This is a genomic window from Pantoea sp. AS-PWVM4, from assembly GCF_000468095.1.
Lineage (GTDB): Bacteria > Pseudomonadota > Gammaproteobacteria > Enterobacterales > Enterobacteriaceae > Pantoea > Pantoea phytobeneficialis.
On sequence record NZ_ASZC01000014.1, the window covers coordinates 169,188 to 188,810 of the forward strand.

17 protein-coding genes are annotated in these 19,623 nt (G+C 54.1%); 3 read left to right on the forward strand and 14 right to left on the reverse strand.

Going from position 1 to position 19,623, the window contains the following annotated elements; genetic code table 11:
• Positions 1–10 precede the first annotated feature (10 nt).
• The 7 genes from carA to ribF form a co-directional block, all read right to left on the reverse strand.
• Positions 11–1,159: a glutamine-hydrolyzing carbamoyl-phosphate synthase small subunit gene (carA, locus tag L579_RS13450; RefSeq protein WP_036626638.1), complete on the reverse strand. Its 1,149-nt coding sequence runs from the start codon at positions 1,157–1,159 to the stop codon at positions 11–13.
• 470 nt (positions 1,160–1,629) lie between these two features.
• Entirely contained in the window at positions 1,630–2,445 is an 816-nt protein-coding gene (gene dapB / locus L579_RS13455; protein ID WP_021184776.1) for a 4-hydroxy-tetrahydrodipicolinate reductase, read from the reverse strand.
• Positions 2,446–2,690: 245 nt separating this feature from the next.
• The gene (gene ispH / locus L579_RS13460; protein ID WP_013507818.1) at positions 2,691–3,644 is read right to left on the reverse strand and encodes a 4-hydroxy-3-methylbut-2-enyl diphosphate reductase; all 954 of its coding nucleotides are present in this window, start codon (positions 3,642–3,644) and stop codon (positions 2,691–2,693) included.
• Positions 3,625–4,095, reverse strand: a complete 471-nt coding sequence (gene fkpB / locus L579_RS13465) for an FKBP-type peptidyl-prolyl cis-trans isomerase (protein ID WP_021184777.1) — start codon at positions 4,093–4,095, stop codon at positions 3,625–3,627. Before fkpB ends, ispH begins: the two co-directional genes overlap by 20 nt.
• A gap of 9 nt (positions 4,096–4,104) precedes the next feature.
• Positions 4,105–4,605 (reverse strand): signal peptidase II, encoded by a 501-nt coding sequence (gene lspA / locus L579_RS13470; protein WP_036626641.1) that lies wholly within the window; start codon positions 4,603–4,605, stop codon positions 4,105–4,107.
• Entirely contained in the window at positions 4,605–7,424 is a 2,820-nt protein-coding gene (gene ileS / locus L579_RS13475) for an isoleucine--tRNA ligase (RefSeq protein WP_021184778.1), read from the reverse strand. Before ileS ends, lspA begins: the two co-directional genes overlap by 1 nt.
• A gap of 27 nt (positions 7,425–7,451) precedes the next feature.
• Positions 7,452–8,390 (reverse strand): bifunctional riboflavin kinase/FAD synthetase, encoded by a 939-nt coding sequence (gene ribF, locus L579_RS13480; protein ID WP_021184779.1) that lies wholly within the window; start codon positions 8,388–8,390, stop codon positions 7,452–7,454.
• 318 nt (positions 8,391–8,708) lie between these two features.
• On the opposite strand from ribF, the gene rpsT reads away from it, so the two are divergent.
• Positions 8,709–8,972, forward strand: a complete 264-nt coding sequence (gene rpsT, locus L579_RS13485; protein WP_013507813.1) for a 30S ribosomal protein S20 — start codon at positions 8,709–8,711, stop codon at positions 8,970–8,972.
• A 51-nt stretch (positions 8,973–9,023) separates the two neighbouring features.
• Here the strand turns inward: rpsT and nhaR are convergent, their stop codons facing one another.
• The 4 genes from nhaR to dnaK form a co-directional block, all read right to left on the reverse strand.
• Positions 9,024–9,926: a transcriptional activator NhaR gene (gene nhaR, locus L579_RS13490; RefSeq protein WP_021184781.1), complete on the reverse strand. Its 903-nt coding sequence runs from the start codon at positions 9,924–9,926 to the stop codon at positions 9,024–9,026.
• Between the two features lie 22 nt (positions 9,927–9,948).
• A complete protein-coding gene (gene nhaA, locus L579_RS13495; RefSeq protein ID WP_021184782.1) occupies positions 9,949–11,121 on the reverse strand; it encodes a Na+/H+ antiporter NhaA in 1,173 nt (390 codons plus the stop codon).
• A 176-nt stretch (positions 11,122–11,297) separates the two neighbouring features.
• Positions 11,298–12,440, reverse strand: a complete 1,143-nt coding sequence (gene dnaJ, locus L579_RS13500) for a molecular chaperone DnaJ (protein WP_013507810.1) — start codon at positions 12,438–12,440, stop codon at positions 11,298–11,300.
• A 100-nt stretch (positions 12,441–12,540) separates the two neighbouring features.
• The gene (gene dnaK, locus L579_RS13505) at positions 12,541–14,451 is read right to left on the reverse strand and encodes a molecular chaperone DnaK (protein ID WP_013507809.1); all 1,911 of its coding nucleotides are present in this window, start codon (positions 14,449–14,451) and stop codon (positions 12,541–12,543) included.
• A gap of 292 nt (positions 14,452–14,743) precedes the next feature.
• Between dnaK and satP the strand changes: the two genes are divergently transcribed.
• Positions 14,744–15,310 (forward strand): acetate uptake transporter, encoded by a 567-nt coding sequence (gene satP, locus L579_RS13510; protein WP_021184783.1) that lies wholly within the window; start codon positions 14,744–14,746, stop codon positions 15,308–15,310.
• A gap of 36 nt (positions 15,311–15,346) precedes the next feature.
• Here the strand turns inward: satP and L579_RS13515 are convergent, their stop codons facing one another.
• The 3 genes from L579_RS13515 to tal form a co-directional block, all read right to left on the reverse strand.
• Complete coding sequence (locus tag L579_RS13515; RefSeq protein WP_021184784.1) at positions 15,347–16,657, reverse strand: MFS transporter; 1,311 nt, start codon at positions 16,655–16,657, stop codon at positions 15,347–15,349.
• 112 nt (positions 16,658–16,769) lie between these two features.
• Complete coding sequence (gene mog / locus L579_RS13520) at positions 16,770–17,357, reverse strand: molybdopterin adenylyltransferase (RefSeq protein ID WP_036626658.1); 588 nt, start codon at positions 17,355–17,357, stop codon at positions 16,770–16,772.
• 221 nt (positions 17,358–17,578) lie between these two features.
• Positions 17,579–18,532, reverse strand: coding sequence for a transaldolase (gene tal, locus L579_RS13525; protein ID WP_013507805.1), 954 nt, complete (start codon positions 18,530–18,532; stop codon positions 17,579–17,581).
• Between the two features lie 213 nt (positions 18,533–18,745).
• Between tal and yaaA the strand changes: the two genes are divergently transcribed.
• The gene (gene yaaA / locus L579_RS13530) at positions 18,746–19,522 is read left to right on the forward strand and encodes a peroxide stress protein YaaA (RefSeq protein WP_021184786.1); all 777 of its coding nucleotides are present in this window, start codon (positions 18,746–18,748) and stop codon (positions 19,520–19,522) included.
• Positions 19,523–19,623: the final 101 nt, after the last annotated feature.

Below are 19,623 nucleotides of genomic sequence, written 5' to 3' on the forward strand. Positions count from 1 at the left end.
TAGCTCCTGATTACTTCGCGTTAGAACGGTAGGCTTCAATCAGTTCGATAAAGTGATCGAACAGCGGCGCCGCATCGTGCGGGCCTGGGCTGGCTTCCGGATGTCCCTGGAAGCTGAAAGCCGGTTTATCGGTACGGTGAATGCCCTGCACGGTCTGGTCGAACAGCGACACATGGGTCACGCGTAAATTTGCCGGTAAGTTGCTGTCATCAACGGCGAAACCGTGGTTCTGTGCGGTGATCATCACGGTGTTGTTGTCGAGATCTTTTACCGGATGGTTGCCGCCATGATGGCCCAGCTTCATTTTGATGGTTTTCGCACCGCTTGCCAGCGCCAGCAACTGATGACCCAGGCAGATACCGAATACCGGGATATCGGTATTAAGGAAAGACTGAATCGCGCTGATGGCGTAATCGCACGGCTCCGGGTCGCCAGGGCCGTTGGAGAGGAAAATACCATCCGGGTTCAGCTTCAGAACGTCTTCAGCAGACGTCTGCGCCGGCACCACCGTCAGGCGACAGCCACGGTCTACCAGCATGCGCAGGATATTGCGCTTGGCACCAAAATCGTAGGCAACCACATGGAATGGCAGCTCTGCCGCTGACTTCTGCTCCGGCAGATCGTCTTTCAGCGTCCAGCTACCTTGCTGCCACGGATAGGTTTCCGCCGTCGTCACTTCTTTTGCCAGGTCCATGCCTTTCAGGCCCGGAAAGGCTTGTGCCTTCTGCAACGCCAGAGCGGCGTCCGGATTGTCACCGGCGATGATGCAGCCGTTTTGTGCCCCTTTTTCACGCAGCAGACGCGTCAGCTTACGGGTATCGATATCGGCAATGGCGACGATGTTGTTGCGCTGCAAATAGGCTGACAAGCTCTCTTCACTACGGAAGTTGCTGGTAATCAGCGGCAGGTCGCGGATAACAAGGCCTTGAGCATGAATTTGACTGGACTCTGCGTCGGCGGCATTAGCGCCAACATTGCCGATATGGGGATAAGTGAGGGTGACGATCTGGCGGGAATAGGAGGGATCAGTGAGGATTTCTTGATAACCGGTCATTGACGTATTGAAAACGACCTCCCCCACTGCCGATCCCGTTGCCCCGATGGCCCGACCGTGGAATTGGGTTCCGTCTTCCAGAACCAAGAGCGCTGACTTAATCAAAACATCCTCCAGGGAATAAACAGTCACAATATTTGCATATTAATTCAAAATACTGTCCTGAATCAATGCAAAAACCGCCTGACCGGTCGATTTTTGGCAAATTGCGCGCATTCTAATGATCGCCCCGCACCTTGTCTACCCTGAGACGTTATTTTTTTGTTTTTTTCGGGCAACTGAATGTTAAAAGCAACAGAAACCGACAAAAGAGCGAGACAACCTGGAAAAATAAACGGTTGCGAGGCGGAAATAATCTGAAAGTCGTGCTACCGGGATGATAATTTTGACCAAATGGTCAAAAATGACGTTTTTAAGGATAAAAAACGATCGCAAACAACGAAAAACATGGGTCTGAGCATTAAAAAATAACGAAGACCATTTTTTACAGACAAAATAAAGGGCAATAATATTATTGCCCTATTCAATCAATGTCTTACCGATTGAAATAACCACATCACGATGGTTCACAACACTCACAACATCGATAAATCCAGCACATCACGCATGTCATAAAGGCCAGATTTCTTGTCTTTAAGCCAATAAGCGGCTTTTACGGCTCCATTTGCAAAGGTCATGCGGCTGGAAGCCTTGTGGGTAATCTCAACGCGTTCCCCGATATCTGCAAACATCGCGGTATGTTCACCGACGATATCACCGGCGCGAACGGTAGCAAAACCGATGGTTTGCGCTTTGCGCTCACCGGTATGGCCTTCACGCGCGTAGACGGCGTGCTCGTCCAGTTTCCAGTCCATTGCTTCAGCAATGGCTTCACCCATCGCCAGCGCTGTGCCTGATGGTGCATCAACTTTATGACGGTGATGCGCTTCTACGATTTCAATATCGGCATAATCGCCCATCACTTTTGCGGCTTGTTTCAGCAGTTCCAGCACCAGGTTCACACCAACGCTGAAGTTGGCCGCAAACACGATGCCAATCTCTTCTGCCGCAGCACGAATCGCCGCTTTACCTGCCTCATCAAAACCGGTGGTACCAATCACCATCGCTTTTTGGTGCTGGCGGCAAAAAGCCAGGTATTCCAGCGTACCTTCCGGGCGAGTGAAGTCGATCAACACGTCGAAGTCGTTGACCACCTGCTGCAAATCCGCAGTGATGATCACCCCGGTCTTGCCAATACCTGCCAACTCACCGGCGTCACTGCCGATCAATGACGAACCGGCACGCGCCAGCGCAGCACCTAGCACGACGCCTTCCGCCTGCTGCGCGGCCTGAATCAAATTGCGTCCCATGCGACCCGGCGCACCAACAATAGCAATGCGGATTTCACTCATATTTATTCATTCCTGATACAAATCTATGCATGCAAAGCGCAAACAGGTTAACGGTCAGATAACAGTCACGCCACAATAAAAAAGGGATAATAAGAATTTTATGCCAGCCGCGTCAGATTATCAGTAAAAGCAATCTCACCAGGTGGAAATCGGCTTGCGCGGGTTGGTGTAGCGGCGCGATTTATCGCGCGTCTTTTTGCCTGATCGAAAAAAGCGCGATAAATCGCGCCGCTACGGGGAAGGGGTTACTGCACGTTGCGCACTTCTACACGCAATTCTTTCGGTACTTCAAACACGATGTTTTCTTCGCGGCCAATCAGCTCAATCGCTGCTTCACCCCCCAGATCGCGCAGGCGCTGAATCACCTGCTGCACCAGAACATCCGGCGCGGAAGCCCCTGCGGTCACACCTATGGTGGTCACGCCCTTTACCCACTCTTCCTGAATATCATCGGCAGAGTCGATCAGCTTCGCCAGCTTACCGGCGCGTTGTGCCAGTTCCGCCAGACGATTGGAGTTGGAGGAGTTTTTCGAACCGACCACCAGCACCACTTCAGCATCACGCGCCAGCACACGCACCGCTTCCTGGCGGTTGGTGGTGGCATAGCAGATATCATCTTTGCGTGGCCCGATGATCGCCGGGAAGCGCTGACGCAGCGCGTCAATCACGTCCGACGTATCATCAACGGACAACGTCGTCTGGGTCATAAAGCACAGGTTGCTTTCATCTTTGACCTGCAATTTGAACACGTCTTCCGGCGATTCCACCAGATACATGCCGCCGTTGGGGTTGCTGTATTGCCCCATCGTGCCTTCCACTTCCGGATGGCCTGCATGTCCAATCAGAATGGCTTCGACGCCTTTACGGCTGGCGCGCGCCACTTCCATATGCACTTTGGTCACCAACGGACAGGTGGCATCAAACAGCATGGTCAGATTACGCGCCTTCGCCTCAGCACGTACCGCCTGAGATACCCCATGCGCGGAGAAGATCAGGATAGCGTCATCCGGCACTTCGCTGATCTCTTCGATAAAGATGGCACCGCGTTCGCGCAGGCTGCTTACCACATAGCGGTTATGCACCACTTCATGACGTACATAGATTGGCGCGCCGTACATCTCCAGCGCGCGCTCAACGATGCTAATGGCGCGATCCACGCCCGCACAGAAACCACGCGGGTTAGCTAACAGGATTTGCATCGCTTGCCTCCAGGACCGGATCAATCTCCAGCACTTCAATCTCAAACTGAATACGCTGACCCGCCAGCGGGTGATTGAAGTCTACGGTGATGGAATCACCGGAGACTTCACGGATCACCCCCGGCATTTCGCTGCCGCCCATGCCGCTGAACAGCATGATGGCACCGACTTCCGGCTCGCCTGCATCGATAAAATCACGACGCGAAAAGTATTGGATCAGGTCCGGACTGATGCCACCAAAGGCATCTTCCGGTGCCAGGGTAAAGCTGTGCTTGTCGCCCACTTTACGTCCCAGCAACTCCTGCTCCAGCGCCGCCGACAGGCTGCCATCACCGAGACGAAACAGCGCGGGTTTGCCATTGGCGCGCGTCGATTCCGCTGTCGAACCATCTTCCAGCTTCAGCGTAAAATGCACCAGCAACGCGCTATCGCGCTGTACAGAGTCTGTCATCATTTACCCTTAATCTTTAACCTGTTTGCCTTTTGGGCTTAAGAAGCCCTCCAGCACCACCAACGCGGCACCGATACAGATGCCGCAGTCAGCGATATTAAAGGTCGCGAAATGCCAGTCACCGATATAGAAGTCGATAAAATCGACCACAAAACCGTGATATGCGCGATCAAACAGGTTACCTAATGCCCCGCCGATAATCAGCGCATAGGCAATGTTGGTTAATTTGTTACGAGCCGGGTTGCGATACATCATCACCAGCAACGACACCACAATCGCGATGGCGATACCGGCAAAGAACCAGCGCTGCCAACCGCCTTTATCCGCCAGGAAACTGAACGCCGCGCCATAGTTGTGCGCGTAGAACAGATTCAGGAACGGCATCAGCGGTCGCGTTTCGTGCAGCATCATGTTGTTCATGACCCACTGCTTACTGGCGAAATCGACCACAATCACCACCAGCACCAGCCACAGCCAGCGCAATCCGGTTGAGAAAATCGCTTTACTCATCAGGCAAACTTACGCTCTTCGCCGTTACCGGCTACGTTGGTATAACAACGTCCGCAGACCGCCGCATGTTCCGGGTTCTGACCGACGTCGGTAGTGTAATGCCAGCAGCGCGGACATTTCTCGCCTTCTGCTTTATGCAGCGCGATTTTCAGACCTTTCAGCAATTCGCTCTGCTGCGCTTCATCACTCGCGGTGGCGTAATCTGCCACGGTCGCGCCGGAAGTCAGCAGGACAAAGCGCAGTTCGTTACCCAGCGCCTGCAATTTCGCCGCCAGCTCTGCATCTGCGTATAACGTCACCGTTGCTTCCAGCGCACCACCGATACGTTTGTCGCTACGCGCCTGCTCAATCACCTTGTTGACTTCGCCGCGCACTTTCAGCAGCTCAGCCCAGTAGGCATCGTTGAGGGTTTCATCATCAGCCAGACCAAACAGACCGTCGTACCACTCTTCGGTGAAGACGTATTGCGCACGATCGCCCGGCAGGTAGCCCCAAATTTCGTCAGCGGTGAAAGACATGATCGGTGCCATCCAGCGCACCAGCGCTTCCACGATATGCCACAGTGCCGTCTGGCAGCTGCGACGCGCCAGGCTGTCGCCTTTAGCGGTGTACTGACGGTCTTTGATGATGTCGAGATAGAACGACCCCATCTCAATTGAGCAGAACTGCATCAGACGCTGAATCACTTCATGGAAATCATAATTGGCGTATGACGCGACGATATCTTTCTGCGCGTCCAGCGCACGGCCAACGGCCCAACGATCCAACACCACCATCTCTTCCGGGCTGATTTTATCGGTCGCCGGATTAAAGCCGTTCAGGTTCGCCAGCAGGAAGCGCGCAGTGTTACGGATACGACGATAGGCATCTGCGGAACGCTTCAGAATTTCATCGGACACCGCCATTTCGCCAGAGTAGTCGGTTGATGCCACCCACAGACGCAGTATGTCAGCACCCAGCTTATCCATCACGTCCTGCGGTGCCACGGTGTTGCCGATAGATTTCGACATCTTGCGGCCCTGACCATCCACGGTGAAACCGTGCGTCAGTACCTGGCGGTACGGTGCTTTGCCCTTCATCGCCGTGGAGATCATCAGTGAAGACATAAACCAGCCGCGATGCTGATCCGAGCCTTCCAGATACATATCCGGGCTATGGCCTTCAAATTCCGGGCGCGCATCAACGACGGCATAGCTGGTTGATCCTGAATCGAACCAGACATCCAGCGTATCCGGCACTTTGGTGTAGTTGTCGGCGTCATCGCCCATCAGGTCGCGCGGGTCCAGATCCCACCACGCCTGAATTCCGTCCTGCTCGACACGCTGCGCCACTTTTTCCATCAGCTCCAGCGTATCCGGGTGCAGCTGCTCGGTTTCGTTGTGCACGAACAGCGCCATCGGCACACCCCAGGTGCGCTGACGGGAGATACACCAGTCCGGGCGGTTGGCGACCATCGCTTCGATACGCGCCTGGCCCCAGTCCGGGATCCACTGCACGCCTTTGATCTCTTTCAGCGACTGCGCACGCAGACCTTTCTGATCCATGCTGATAAACCACTGTGGGGTGGCACGGAAGATGATCGGCGTTTTATGACGCCAGCAGTGCGGGTAGCTGTGCAGCAGTTTTTCCACATGCAGCAGCGCACCTTTCTCTTTCAGCAGCTCAACGATCATATCGTTGGCTTTAAACACGTTGACGCCATCCAGCGTCGGATAGGTACCTGGCAGGTAGGTGCCATCCGGGCCAACCGGGTTAGCCGTTTCGATACCGTATTTCTGACCGATAACGTAGTCGTCCGGACCGTGGCCAGGCGCGGTATGCACTGCACCCGTACCAGCTTCAAGGGTGACGTGCTCGCCCAGCACCACTTTCGACTGGATCTGCTCCAGGAACGGATGCTGGAACAGTTGCAGCTCAAGCGCCGCGCCTTTGCATTCGCCCAGCACACGCCAGTCGCTGATGCCCGCGCGTTTCATCACGCTTTCCACCAGATCTTTGGCGAGGATCAGGCTGCGGCCTTCGATCTGCAACAGTTGGTAGTCGAATTCCGGGTGCAGCGAGATGGCACGGTTAGCGGGCATGGTCCACGGGGTAGTGGTCCAGATCACCAGAGAAACCGGGCCTTCAGAAGCAGATACGCCAAATTTGGCGCGCACCGCATCGGCATCTAACGCGTTAAACATCACATCGATGGAGGGGGAGGTTTTGTCGTAATATTCGACTTCCGCTTCCGCCAGTGCTGAGCGGCAGTCCAGACACCAGTGCACCGGCTTCGCGCCCTTGTGCAGGTGGCCGTTGCCGATGATTTTACCCAGCGCACGGATGATGTTGGCTTCGGTCTGGAAGTTCATGGTCAGGTAGGGACGATCCCAGTCGCCCAGCACGCCAAGACGGATAAAGTCTTTTTTCTGCCCTTCCACCTGCTCCGCCGCGTACTTGCGGCAAGCTTCGCGGAATTCAGCCGCGCTGACTTTCTCGCCCGGCTTACCAATCATCTGCTCAACTTTGTGTTCAATCGGCAGACCGTGGCAGTCCCAGCCCGGAACGTAAGGCGAATCAAAGCCCGCCATGCCTTTCGACTTAACGATAATGTCTTTCAGAATCTTGTTAACGGAGTGACCAATATGAATGCTGCCGTTCGCATAGGGAGGGCCATCATGCAGAATAAAGGTTTTTTTCCCTTTTTTGGCTTCGCGGATGATGCCGTACAGGTTGTCATCATACCAACGTTGCAGCATTCCCGGTTCGCGTTTGGCCAGATCGCCACGCATCGGGAACCCCGTTTCCGGCAAATTCAGGGTAGATTTATAGTCACTCATCAGATTCTCGGTTCCGTATTTCGGTCATTAAACCGGTGTTTTTAGCCCAAAAAATTGTCGGGCCGTCACCACATCTTTCGCTATTTGTTCTTTCAACGCGTCCAGCGAGGCGAAACGCTGTTCGTCGCGAATCTTCTGTTTCAGTACCACATCAATGTGGCGTCCATAGAGATTCATATGTGTGTCAAGCAGGTGAACTTCAAGCTGCTGACGCAGACCTTTTACCGTCGGACGCGTACCAATGTTGGCAACGCCGGGGATCGGGTGTTCACCCAGGCCCAGTACTTCAACCGCAAATACGCCTTTCACCGGCGTTACTGTGCGGCGTAAAGGGAGATTGGCGGTGGGAAAACCAATGGTACGGCCCAGGGCATCACCATGCACCACACGGCCTGAAATGCTGAAGGGATGGCCTAACAACGCCTGCGCCTGGACAAAATCATCCTGCGCCAGCGCCTGACGCACCGCAGTACTGCTGATGCGTTTGCCGCCATCACAAAATGTCTGGGTGCTGATGACATCAAAGCCATATTCCACACCGGCTTTCTGTAATAACAGGAAATCCCCCTGGCGACCAGCGCCAAAGCGGAAATCATCACCAACAGCGAGAAATTTAACGTTCAGTTTCTCCACCAGCAGTTCAGAGATGAAAACCTGTGCTGAATGGGCAGCAAAACGACGATCGAAGCGAACACATAACACCGCATCGACGCCGGCCTGCTTAAGATACCTCAGCTTTTCACGCAGACGCATCAGACGAGCCGGGGCTTTATCGCCCGCAAACAGCTCCAGCGGCTGCGGTTCGAACAGCATCACGATCACCGGCAGCTGACGCTTACGTCCCTCTTCGACCAGCTCCGCCATCAATGCCTGATGGCCACGATGAAAACCGTCAAAATTACCAATGGTCAGGACGCAGCCGCGATGCTGCTGAGTGAGATTGTAAATACCGCGGATAAACTTCATGGCTGACTCAAACCGGTGGAAATCGGCGGATTATACCCTCGAATAGCGTTCAGGTTAACCCGTCTGCGTGCCTTTCCTGCTTCTGTTGCCGCTTATTCCGCGTGCAGGCAGTAGCTTAGCGGCGATCTGAAGAATTTTGTTGTGAAATACTGTATTCAGCGCGGTGTTGCTGGTAGAATCTTGCGCCATCAATTACGTAACCGGGTGTCGTTTGTAAAACGGCGCTTATTTGCACAAATCCATTGACAAAAGAAGGCACAAAAGGCATAGTCCTCGGCCTTTGATTTGTCCATATAGAACACATTTGGGAGTTGGACCTTGGCTAATATCAAATCAGCTAAGAAACGCGCCGTAACATCTGAGAAACGTCGCAAGCATAACGCGAGCAACCGTTCTATGATGCGTACTTTCATCAAGAAAGTATACGCGGCTATCGCAACAGGCGACAAAGCTGCTGCGCAGAACGCATTCAACGAAATGCAACCGATCGTGGACCGTCAGGCTGCTAAAGGTCTGATCCACAAAAACAAAGCTGCACGTCATAAAGCAAACCTGACTGCACAGATCAACAAACTGGCTTAATCGCCCGTCTGTTAATCGCTTTGTGAAAGAACCGGCGTTAAGCCGGTTTTTTTATGCCTGCGATTTGCCGCTAAACAACGCGCTGAAGTCGCGATGGCAGATGCGTTGTACCGCCGGATGCTGGATCATGCGCTCGGCAAAAATCACATGATACTCCTCCATCACCGCATCCAGACGACCAATTTCCTGGATAGCCTCATCGCGGTAGACCGCTTCACCATACAACGTGGGGGCCACGAAAATCGCGTTGTGCTGCGCGCCAAACGCTTTCATCAGCGCCGCATCATCAAATTCACCCAGAATTTCGACCTGTAATCCCTGACTGTGAATCCAGTTGAGTAGCTTACGTCCCAACATCGAACGACGACCGGGGATCAGCAAGCGACGCTGTTCAAGGCAGGCGGGAAAAGTCTGTTCCGGCCACGGGGCATAACACCAGAAGCTCACCGGGCATTCCCCCAGCTTCACCGAAAACAGCCCCTCCTGCTGCGTTGAATCAATCGGGCAGTCCGAGACAATCATATCCAGCTTATGCTGGCTTAATTGCTCCAGCAGCATCTCATGTGTCGATTCAAAGCAGCGCAGATGAATCTTCTCATCCGCGACCACTGCCGCCTCCAGCACCTGACTCACCAGTTGCTTGGAGAGCGCATCCGCAATACCCACATCAAACAGCAGGTTTGACTCTTTGCGATAGTTGACGATATCGAGCATCTCCTGGCTGAGCATAAACATTCGGTCGGCATAGCGGAACACCAGTTGCCCCAGCTCAGTCGGCACCAGACCGCGGCCCTGCCGACGGAACAATTTGCCTTGCAGACGCTCCTCCAGCGCCTTGATCTGCCCGGTGATGGTTTGTGGTGTGAGGAACAGTGCCTCTGCCGCTCCGACAATCGAACCCTCACGGCACACATGCCAGAAGTAATACAGATGGTTGTAGTTGATATGTGACATCTGGCTACCGCCTTGTATTAGGTTACGCCGCCTGACGCGGCAGACGCCGCCACAGCAGCAAGTAACCGACCACCGCCGAGATTATCGAACCCAGTAAAATGCCCAACTTCGCCAGCGTAATCAGCTCAGGCGCGGCTTCACCGTATGCCAGCGAGGCGATAAAGATCGACATGGTAAAGCCAATGCCACACAACACGCCGACAGCCGCGATATCACGTAGCGAGGTGTTATCCGGCAATTTTGCCAACCCGGTTTTAACGCTGAGCCAGCAGAATAAGGTAATGCCGAGCGGTTTACCGACAAACAGGCCGAGCATGATGCCAAGCGGCAGCAACGAGAACAGGCTGCCTGGTGTCACCCCGGCCAGCGATACCCCTGCGTTAGCAAAGGCAAACAACGGCAGAATCAGCCAGCGTACCCACGGATGCAGCGCGTGTTCCAGGTGGATTGCCGGGGAGTGACCATTTTTCTTCTCCAGTGGGATCAGGAAGCCCACCACCACGCCCGCCAGCGTGGCATGCACACCGGATTTCAATACCGCCGTCCACAACACCAGCCCAACCAGCAGATAGAGGCCGGTATTACGTACATTCAGCAAATTCATGATGCCGAGCACCGCAATCGCGCCAGCCGCTACCCCCAGCGATACCATCGACAGATCATTGGTGTAGAACAGCGCAATAATCACGATAGCGCCCAGATCGTCAATGATCGCCAGCGCCATGAGGAAGATCTTCAACGCTGGCGGCACACGGCTACCCAGCAGCGCCAGGATACCCAGGGCAAAAGCGATATCGGTCGCCGTCGGGATCGCCCAACCGCTGCGCGTGGCCGCATCCCCGGCGTTAAACAACAGGAACAGCAGTCCCGGTACCAGCATGCCGCCAACGGCAGCAATCAGCGGGAAAATCGCCTGGTCGCGGCGTGCCAGTGCCCCCATGACCATTTCGCGCTTCACTTCCAGACCGACCATCAGGAAGAACACCGCCATCAGCGCATCGTTGATCCACAGCAACAGGTTTTTACTGATATCCAGTGAGCCAAAACGAAACTCCACCGGGATTTCAAGCAGGTCAAGATAGCCCTGCTGGGTGCTGGTGCTGTTGGCCAGCAACATGGCAATGGCTGCGGCGATGATGAGCACCACCCCGCTGGTGGCGTCACTATTCAGGAGTTTTTTCAATCGGATATTCACGTCCAGGTTCCTTGTCGCAGAGCGAATAATGAAAAGGCGGTTAGCTTAGCGACAATATTAGATCGAAAAAAACAGATTATTTATTAGGTCGGGTTCGAAAAAACCGAATGATCGTGGCGATCAGGAAATAAAAAAGCCAGCGACGCAGCGCTGGCTTTCAGGTAAGTCGCGCAGACTTAGCGGGTTAAATCATCAAAAAACTTCTTCACGCCATCGAAGAAACTCTTCGACCGCGGGCTGTTTTTCTCACCGGTCGGGCCGCCAAAACTCTCTTCCAGTTCACGCAACAGCGCTTTCTGTTTGTCGTTCAGGCTGACCGGAGTTTCCACCACCACGCGGCACAGCAGATCGCCCACGGCACCACCACGCACTGATTTCACGCCTTTACCACGCATGCGGAACAGCTTGCCGGTTTGCGTTTCTGACGGTACTTTCAGCTTCACACGGCCATCCAGAGTCGGCACTTCAATCTCGCCACCCAGTGCAGCCATCGCAAAGTTGATCGGTACTTCACAGTACAGGTTGTTATCTTCACGCTCGAAGATCGGGTGTTTTTTCACTGACACCTGAACGTACAGATCGCCCGCCGGTGCGCCATGCTCGCCCGCTTCCCCTTCGCCGCTCAGACGGATACGATCGCCGGTATCAACACCTGCCGGGATTTTCACTGACAAGGTTTTCGAGCGTTCAACACGACCGTGGCCATGACAGGCGTTGCACGGATCTTTGATCACCGAGCCACGGCCATGACAGGTCGGACACGCCTGCTGTACGGTAAAGAAGCCCTGACGCATCTGCACCTGGCCTGCACCATGACAGGTTGGACAGGTTTGCGGTTGAGTCCCGGCTTTCGCCCCGCTGCCGTGGCAAACATCACACTCTTCCAGGGTTGGAATGCGGATCTCTTTGGTCACGCCGCGTACCGCTTCTTCCAGCGTCAGGTCCATGTTGTAGCGTAAATCGGCGCCACGGGCAGCGCGCTGACGGCGACCACCACCAAAGATATCGCCAAATACGTCGCCAAAGATATCGCTGAAGTCAGCACCGCCACCGAAGCCGCCGCCGCCAAATCCACCGCCACCCATGCCGCCCTGTTCGAAGGCCGCATGACCATACTGATCGTAGGCCGCACGCTTCTGCGCGTCGGTCAGAATTTCGTAGGCTTCCTTAACCTCTTTGAATTTCGCTTCGGCTTCTTTATCGCCCGGGTTACGGTCCGGGTGATATTTCATCGCCAGGCGCTTGTACGCCTTTTTGATTTCGCGCTCATCTGCCGATTTAGAGACGCCTAAGATCTCGTAAAAATCACTCTTCGCCATCTTCTGCCCTTAACATGATCGCACGGGCGTGGAGAGATCTCCTACGCCCGTGCTGGTTTCAACGGCTGTCAGGCCAGCCGTCGCGCCCGGTCAGGGGCAATTATTTTTTATCTTTAACTTCTTCGAATTCAGCGTCGACAACGTCGTCATCTTTCTTCGCGGAAGCGTCGCCAGCGTCTGCTGCGCCAGCCTGAGCCTGCTGCTGTGCCATTTCCATCAGCTTGCTGGAAACCTGCATCAGAGCCTGCATCTTCGCTTCGATGTCAGCTTTGTCTTCGCCTTTCAGCGCAGTGTTCAGATCGTTCAGCGCAGATTCAATCGGGGCTTTGTCATCGGCAGACAGTTTGTCACCCGCTTCATCCAGCTGTTTACGGGTGCTGTGCGCAATCTGGTCGCCCTGGTTACGCGTCTGCACCAGCTCTTCAAATTTACGGTCGGCTTCGGCGTTCGCTTCAGCGTCACGTACCATTTTCGCGATCTCTTCTTCGTTCAGACCAGAAGACGCTTTGATGGTGATCTTCTGCTCTTTACCGCTGTTTTTGTCTTTCGCTGATACGTGCAGGATACCATCCGCATCGATGTCGAAAGTCACTTCAATCTGCGGCATACCGCGCGGTGCAGGCTGGATACCGTCGAGGTTAAACTGGCCCAGTGATTTGTTATCGCTGGCACGTTTACGCTCACCCTGCAACACATGAATGGTCACGGCAGACTGGTTATCTTCAGCAGTTGAGAACACCTGGCTGTGTTTGGTCGGGATGGTGGTGTTCTTGCTGATCAGCGAAGTCATCACGCTACCCATAGTTTCGATACCCAGTGACAGCGGGGTTACGTCGAGCAGCAGGACGTCTTTCACGTCACCACCCAGCACGCCACCCTGTACCGCAGCACCTACGGCAACGGCTTCATCCGGGTTCACGTCTTTACGCGGCTCTTTGCCAAAGAATTCTGTCACTTTAGCCTGAACCAGCGGCATACGGGTCTGACCACCGACGAGGATCACATCGTTGATGTCAGAAACCGACAGGCCAGCATCTTGCAGAGCGACTTTCAGCGGCTCGATAGAACGCGCAACCAGATCTTCGACCAGCGATTCCAGCTTCGCACGGGTCACTTTGATGTTCAGGTGCTTAGGACCGGTCGCATCAGCAGTGATGTACGGCAGGTTAACGTCAGTCTGCTGAGCAGAAGACAGCTCGATTTTCGCTTTCTCAGCCGCTTCTTTCAGACGCTGCATCGCCAGCGGATCGTTGTGCAGATCGATGCCCTGATCTTTCTTGAACTCCGCAACGAGGTAGTTGATCAGGCGGCTGTCGAAGTCTTCACCACCCAGGTGGGTATCACCATTGGTTGCCAGAACTTCAAAGGTTTTCTCGCCATCAACTTCATCGATTTCGATGATAGAGATATCGAAGGTACCGCCGCCCAGGTCGTACACCGCGATGGTGCGGTTGCCCTGACCTTTGTCGAGGCCGTAAGCCAGCGCCGCCGCAGTCGGTTCGTTAATAATACGTTTCACTTCCAGGCCCGCGATACGGCCGGCATCTTTGGTTGCCTGACGCTGTGCATCGTTGAAGTACGCCGGTACGGTGATAACCGCTTCAGTCACTGGCTCACCGAGGAAATCTTCCGCGGTTTTCTTCATTTTTTTCAGCACTTCAGCAGAGATCTGCGGCGGAGCCATTTTCTGGCCTTTCACTTCCAGCCAGGCATCACCGTTGTCAGCTGCGGCGATTTTGTACGGCATGATTTTGATATCACGCTGCACTTCTTCGTCCTGGAAACGACGGCCGATCAGGCGCTTAATCGCGAACAGGGTGTTCTGCGGGTTAGTCACCGCCTGACGTTTAGCCGGTTGACCGACCAGAGTTTCGCCATCCTGTGTATAAGCAATAATTGAAGGCGTGGTACGATCACCTTCGGCATTTTCCAGCACGCGTGCTTTGGTGCCGTCCATAATCGCAACACAAGAGTTGGTTGTACCCAGGTCAATACCAATAATCTTACCCATCTAAACGTCTCCCACTTAAATTCTTTGCCAAATTGGGTTGTGAAGCAGAGATGCGGGCATGTTTCGCCGCTTTCAACTGCCTGAGCAGGCTTTTTTTCCTGCACCACAACTCTCGATGACAACTAGATGGGGCCGCTTCGAAGCGCATCAAGGGTTAAAACTAAAAAAATTTTAATTATCTCTCCCCACTCAGATCAAAGATGCCGGGTAGCTGGCTGATTATTATGCTGCGCCCCGTCTGACTAACGGGATAAGACAACATTCAGATATTAATAATTACCTTTGAGGAACTATGCGTAACATCACTCTGGCGAACCCTGCGCCACTGGGCTTAATGGGCTTTGGTATGACCACCATTCTGCTCAATCTACACAACACCGGACTCTTCGCGATGGATACCATCATCCTGGCGATGGGCATTTTTTATGGCGGCCTCGCGCAAATCTTTGCCGGTCTGCTGGAATTTAAGAAAGGTAACACCTTCGGCCTGACGGCATTTGCCTCTTACGGCAGCTTCTGGCTGACGCTGGTCGCGATTCTGCTGCTGCCGAAAATGGGGCTGTCGGAAGCCGCTGACAGTCATTTCCTCGGGGCTTACCTTGGCCTATGGGGCGTGTTCACGCTGTTTTTATTCTTTGGCACCCTCACCGGCCCGACTATGCTGCAATTTGTGTTTGCCAGCCTGACGGTGCTGTTTGCCTTGTTGGCGATTGGACATCTGCTGGATAACGCGCTGCTGGTGCGCATTGCCGGTTGGGTTGGTCTGATCTGTGGTGGTAGCGCCATCTATCTGGCGATGGGTGAAGTGCTGAATGAACAATGGGGCCGCACCGTGCTGCCGATTGGTCAACCACGCTGAATCGCAACGCGGAGCCTGGAGGCTCCGCGTAATCATTTATGAAGAATGAATGGATGTCTCAAACTGCACGCTTTCCTGCCGGTTATCACGTAACAGCCACACCCCTACTGCAAATCCAATTACCGCCAACGCCAACACGTACCATGCCGGTGCCATCGGTGTCAGACGCATAATCAAGGTCACGCTAATCGGCGTCAGGCCGCCAAAAATGGCGTAGGCGACGTTATAGGAGAAGGAGATACCGGTGAAGCGCACCGCTGCCGGGAAGGACCGAACCATCACAAACGGTACAACCCCCACCACGCCAACGCTCAGCCCCGCCAGACCATACCAGACAAACAACATCTCCGGCGCACTTCCTAATTGATGGAAGAAGTTCCAGCTACCGATCGCCAACAGCAACGAACCGATCATCAAGGTACGCGCCGCTCCGATACGGTCCACCAGCCAACCCGCAATCACGCAGCCAAACAGCAACATCACCGTAGCCAGGCTATTGGCCTGTAAGCTCAGCGCCGCCGGAATCGCGTGTTGTTTTTGCATCAGCGTCGGAGCCATCAGAATCACTACTACGATGCAGGCGGAGAGCAACCAGGTCAGCAGCATGGAAATCACGATGCCGCGTTTGTGTTGGGCCAGGATGGTTTGCAGTGGCAGCTTATCCGCCAGCGCCTTGCGCTGCTGCATTTGCTGAAACACTGGCGTTTCATGCAGCCAGCGGCGCAAATACATCGCCAGCAAACCAAACACGCCACCGAGAAAGAACGGGATGCGCCAGCCATGCGCGGCAATTGCCGCCGGAGAGAGCGAAGTATTGATGATGGTTGCCACCAGCGAGCCGAGCAAAATCCCGGCAGTTAAACCGGCGGTTAACGTGCCACAGGCAAAACCCACGCGTTTTTCTGGCACATGCTCCGCGACAAACACCCATGCGCCCGGCACTTCGCCACCAATCGCGGCCCCCTGTAACACGCGCAACAGCAGCATCAACAGCGGCGCAGCGATACCAATGCTGTCGTAAGTCGGCAACGCCCCCATTGCCAACGTCGGCAGAGCCATCAGCAGGATACTCAGACTAAACATCTTCTTACGGCCAACTTTGTCACCAAAGTGCGCCATGATGATGCCACCAAGCGGGCGCGCCAGATAACCTGCGGCAAAGATGGCAAAGGTCTGCACCTGACGCAGCCATTCCGGCATATCCGCCGGGAAGAAGAGTTGGCCGATCACCGCAGCGAAGAACACAAAGATGATGAAGTCGTAAAATTCCAGCGCCCCGCCAAGGGCGGCCAGCGACAGGGTTTTATAATCCTGTCGGTTGAGGCGACGAGTTGCGAGCGAATCCATAACGTAGCGGTATCCAGAGGCAAAAAAATCTAGTTGTAAAGTTACGCTTACTATACCGTCAATTTTTTGCCACACCAGTACGTCTGAATTTTATGCCTGAAAACGGCGATATTCAGACGTTTGTCTCACGCCTCGCGCTTTTTGGCCGAAATGCTGCTACCACTACCGGGTCAGTCTCGACATAAGGCCCGTCAAGCAGCTGTAAACAATACGGTACAGCCGCGAAGATGCCCGGCACTTTCACCACGCCGTCATCTCCTTTCAGTCCTTCCAGCGTTTCTTTGATCGATTTCGGCTGCCCCGGCAAGTTGAGGATCAGCGACTGTTTACGGATCACCCCCACCTGACGTGACAGGATCGCCGTCGGGACAAATTGCAGGCTGATCTGGCGCATCTGCTCGCCAAAACCGGGCATCTCACGATCGGCAACCGCAAGGGTCGCATCAGGTGTCACATCACGGCGCGCAGGCCCCGTACCGCCCGTGGTCAGTACCAGATGGCAGAACAATTCATCCACCAGCTCGCAAATCGCCTGTTCGATCATCGGTTGTTCATCCGGCACCAGCCGGGTTTCAATCTCAAATGGCGTCGTTAATGCGCTGCCAAGCCAGCTTTCCAGCGCCGGAATGCCCTGATCCTGATAAATGCCGTTCGCCGCGCGATCGGAAACAGAAATTAATCCAATACGTAATGTATCCATAGAGTTATCGCTGTGGTGCATGAGGGGGATAAAAATAAGAATAATATAGGGAGATGCTAATACCCTAAATAATTCGAGTTGCAGGAAGGCGGCAAATGAATGAATCGCCGGGAGCTTACACCAGTAAGTGACCGGTGTGAATGAGTGCAGCCAACGCATCTGCAACTCGAATTATGACGGGGATTAAACCGTGGCGGGCAGTGCCGCCACGGTGTCATCACTTACAGCAGTTCAGCGATCATCTTCTCAAGTTTGCCCTGGTCGATGGCAAAGTTGCGGATGCCTTCCGCCAGTTTGGTGACGGCCATCGGGTCCTGGTTGTGCTGCCACAGGAACTCGGCTTCGGTCATTTTCGCCGGACGCGCTTTCACTTCGCCGCTGTAGCTCAGTTTACGCTCAACAGCGCCTTCGCTCTCAGCCAGCTCTTTCAGCAGGTTCGGGGAGATGGTCAGACGGTCGCAACCGGCCAGCTCGATGATTTCACCGACGTTACGGAAGCTGGCACCCATTACCACGGTTTCGTAACCGTGTTGCTTGTAATAGTTGTAGATCTCAGAAACAGAAACCACGCCCGGATCTTCGTGCGCAGCGTACTCTTTCTTGTCGGTGTTCGCTTTGTACCAGTCGAGGATACGACCTACGAACGGAGAGATCAGGAACACGCCCGCTTCAGCACAAGCACGCGCCTGCGCGAAGGAGAACAGCAGGGTCAGGTTACAGTTGATACCTTCTTTTTCCAGCTGCTCAGCGGCACGGATACCCTGCCAGGTTGAAGCCAGTTTGATCAGGATGCGATCGTTGCTGATACCTGCATCGTTGTACAGTTTGATCAGGCTACGTGCTTTGGCGATGCTTGCTTCGGTGTCATAAGACAGACGCGCATCGACTTCAGTCGAGATACGACCCGGGATCAGTTTGAGAATTTCCAGACCAATGTTGACGGCCAGCTTGTCAGAAACCAGCTGTAACTGCTCTTCTTTGTTGCTGCTCTGCTGACGTGCCCAGCTAATGGCTTCGTCAATCAGTTTACGGTATTCAGGAATTTGAGCGGCATTGAGGATCAAAGAAGGGTTGGTGGTGGCATCTTGCGGTTGATACAGCTTCATTGCCGCGATATCACCGGTGTCGGCGACCACAGTAGTCAGCTGACGCAAGGAAGTAAGTTTGTCCGTCATGGTTCTCTTTTCTCTTAGGTTGACTGTCAGGGTGAAAAAGGCTGTTGCGATAATATCACGCGGTAACCACGGTGCAAGGTCGCGGCGTGCCCTTTCCGATAGCACGGACAAATGGGAACGATTTGCCGATCCGTCACGCTTTTTTGCTACACTCGCCGAACAAATTTTCCGTTAATACCCTGATAAACCTGCGGGTCAACCGAGGACGAAACAATGTTGATGGTCATCTCGCCAGCCAAGACGCTGGATTATGAAAGCCCGCTTGCGACGCAAACCTTCACTCAACCGGCGTTGTTAGAAAAGTCACAACAGCTGATTGATGTCGCCCGTGATCTGTCACCGGCGCAAATCGCCTCGCTGATGGGCATCAGCGACAAACTGGCCCATCTGAACGCAGAACGTTTTAACGAATGGCAGCCCCCCTTCACGCTGGAGAATGCGCGTCAGGCGATTCTGGCGTTCAAAGGGGATGTCTACACCGGTTTGCAGGCGGAAACCTTTAGCGAAAAAGATTTTGCTTTCGCCCAGCAGCATCTGCGTATGCTGTCGGGTTTGTATGGTTTGCTGCGCCCGCTCGACTTAATGCAGCCCTACCGGCTGGAAATGGGGATCAAACTGACGAACCCGGCGGCGAAAGATCTCTATGGTTTCTGGGGTGATTTGCTGACGGAAAAACTGAATGCTGCGCTGGCGGAACAAGGCGATGACGTGTTGATTAACCTGGCGTCAGATGAATATTTCAAAGCTATCAAGCCGAAAAAACTGGCCGGGCGACTGATTAAGCCGGTGTTCCTGGATGAGAAGAACGGCAAGTTTAAAGTGATCAGCTTCTACGCCAAGAAAGCGCGTGGCCTGATGAGCCGTTATGTGATTCAGCACCGCCTGACCAAACCGGAGCAATTGAAGAAATTCGATGTGGATGGTTATTTCTTTGCTGCGGCTGAAAGCAGCGAAAACGAACTGGTGTTTAAACGCCACGAGCAGCAATAACCCGTAACGGCGCGATTTTTTCCGACACCGTGCACGTAATTGCGCGATAAATAGCGCCGCTACGACAGATAAAAAAATGGCTGGCAAATGCCAGCCATTTT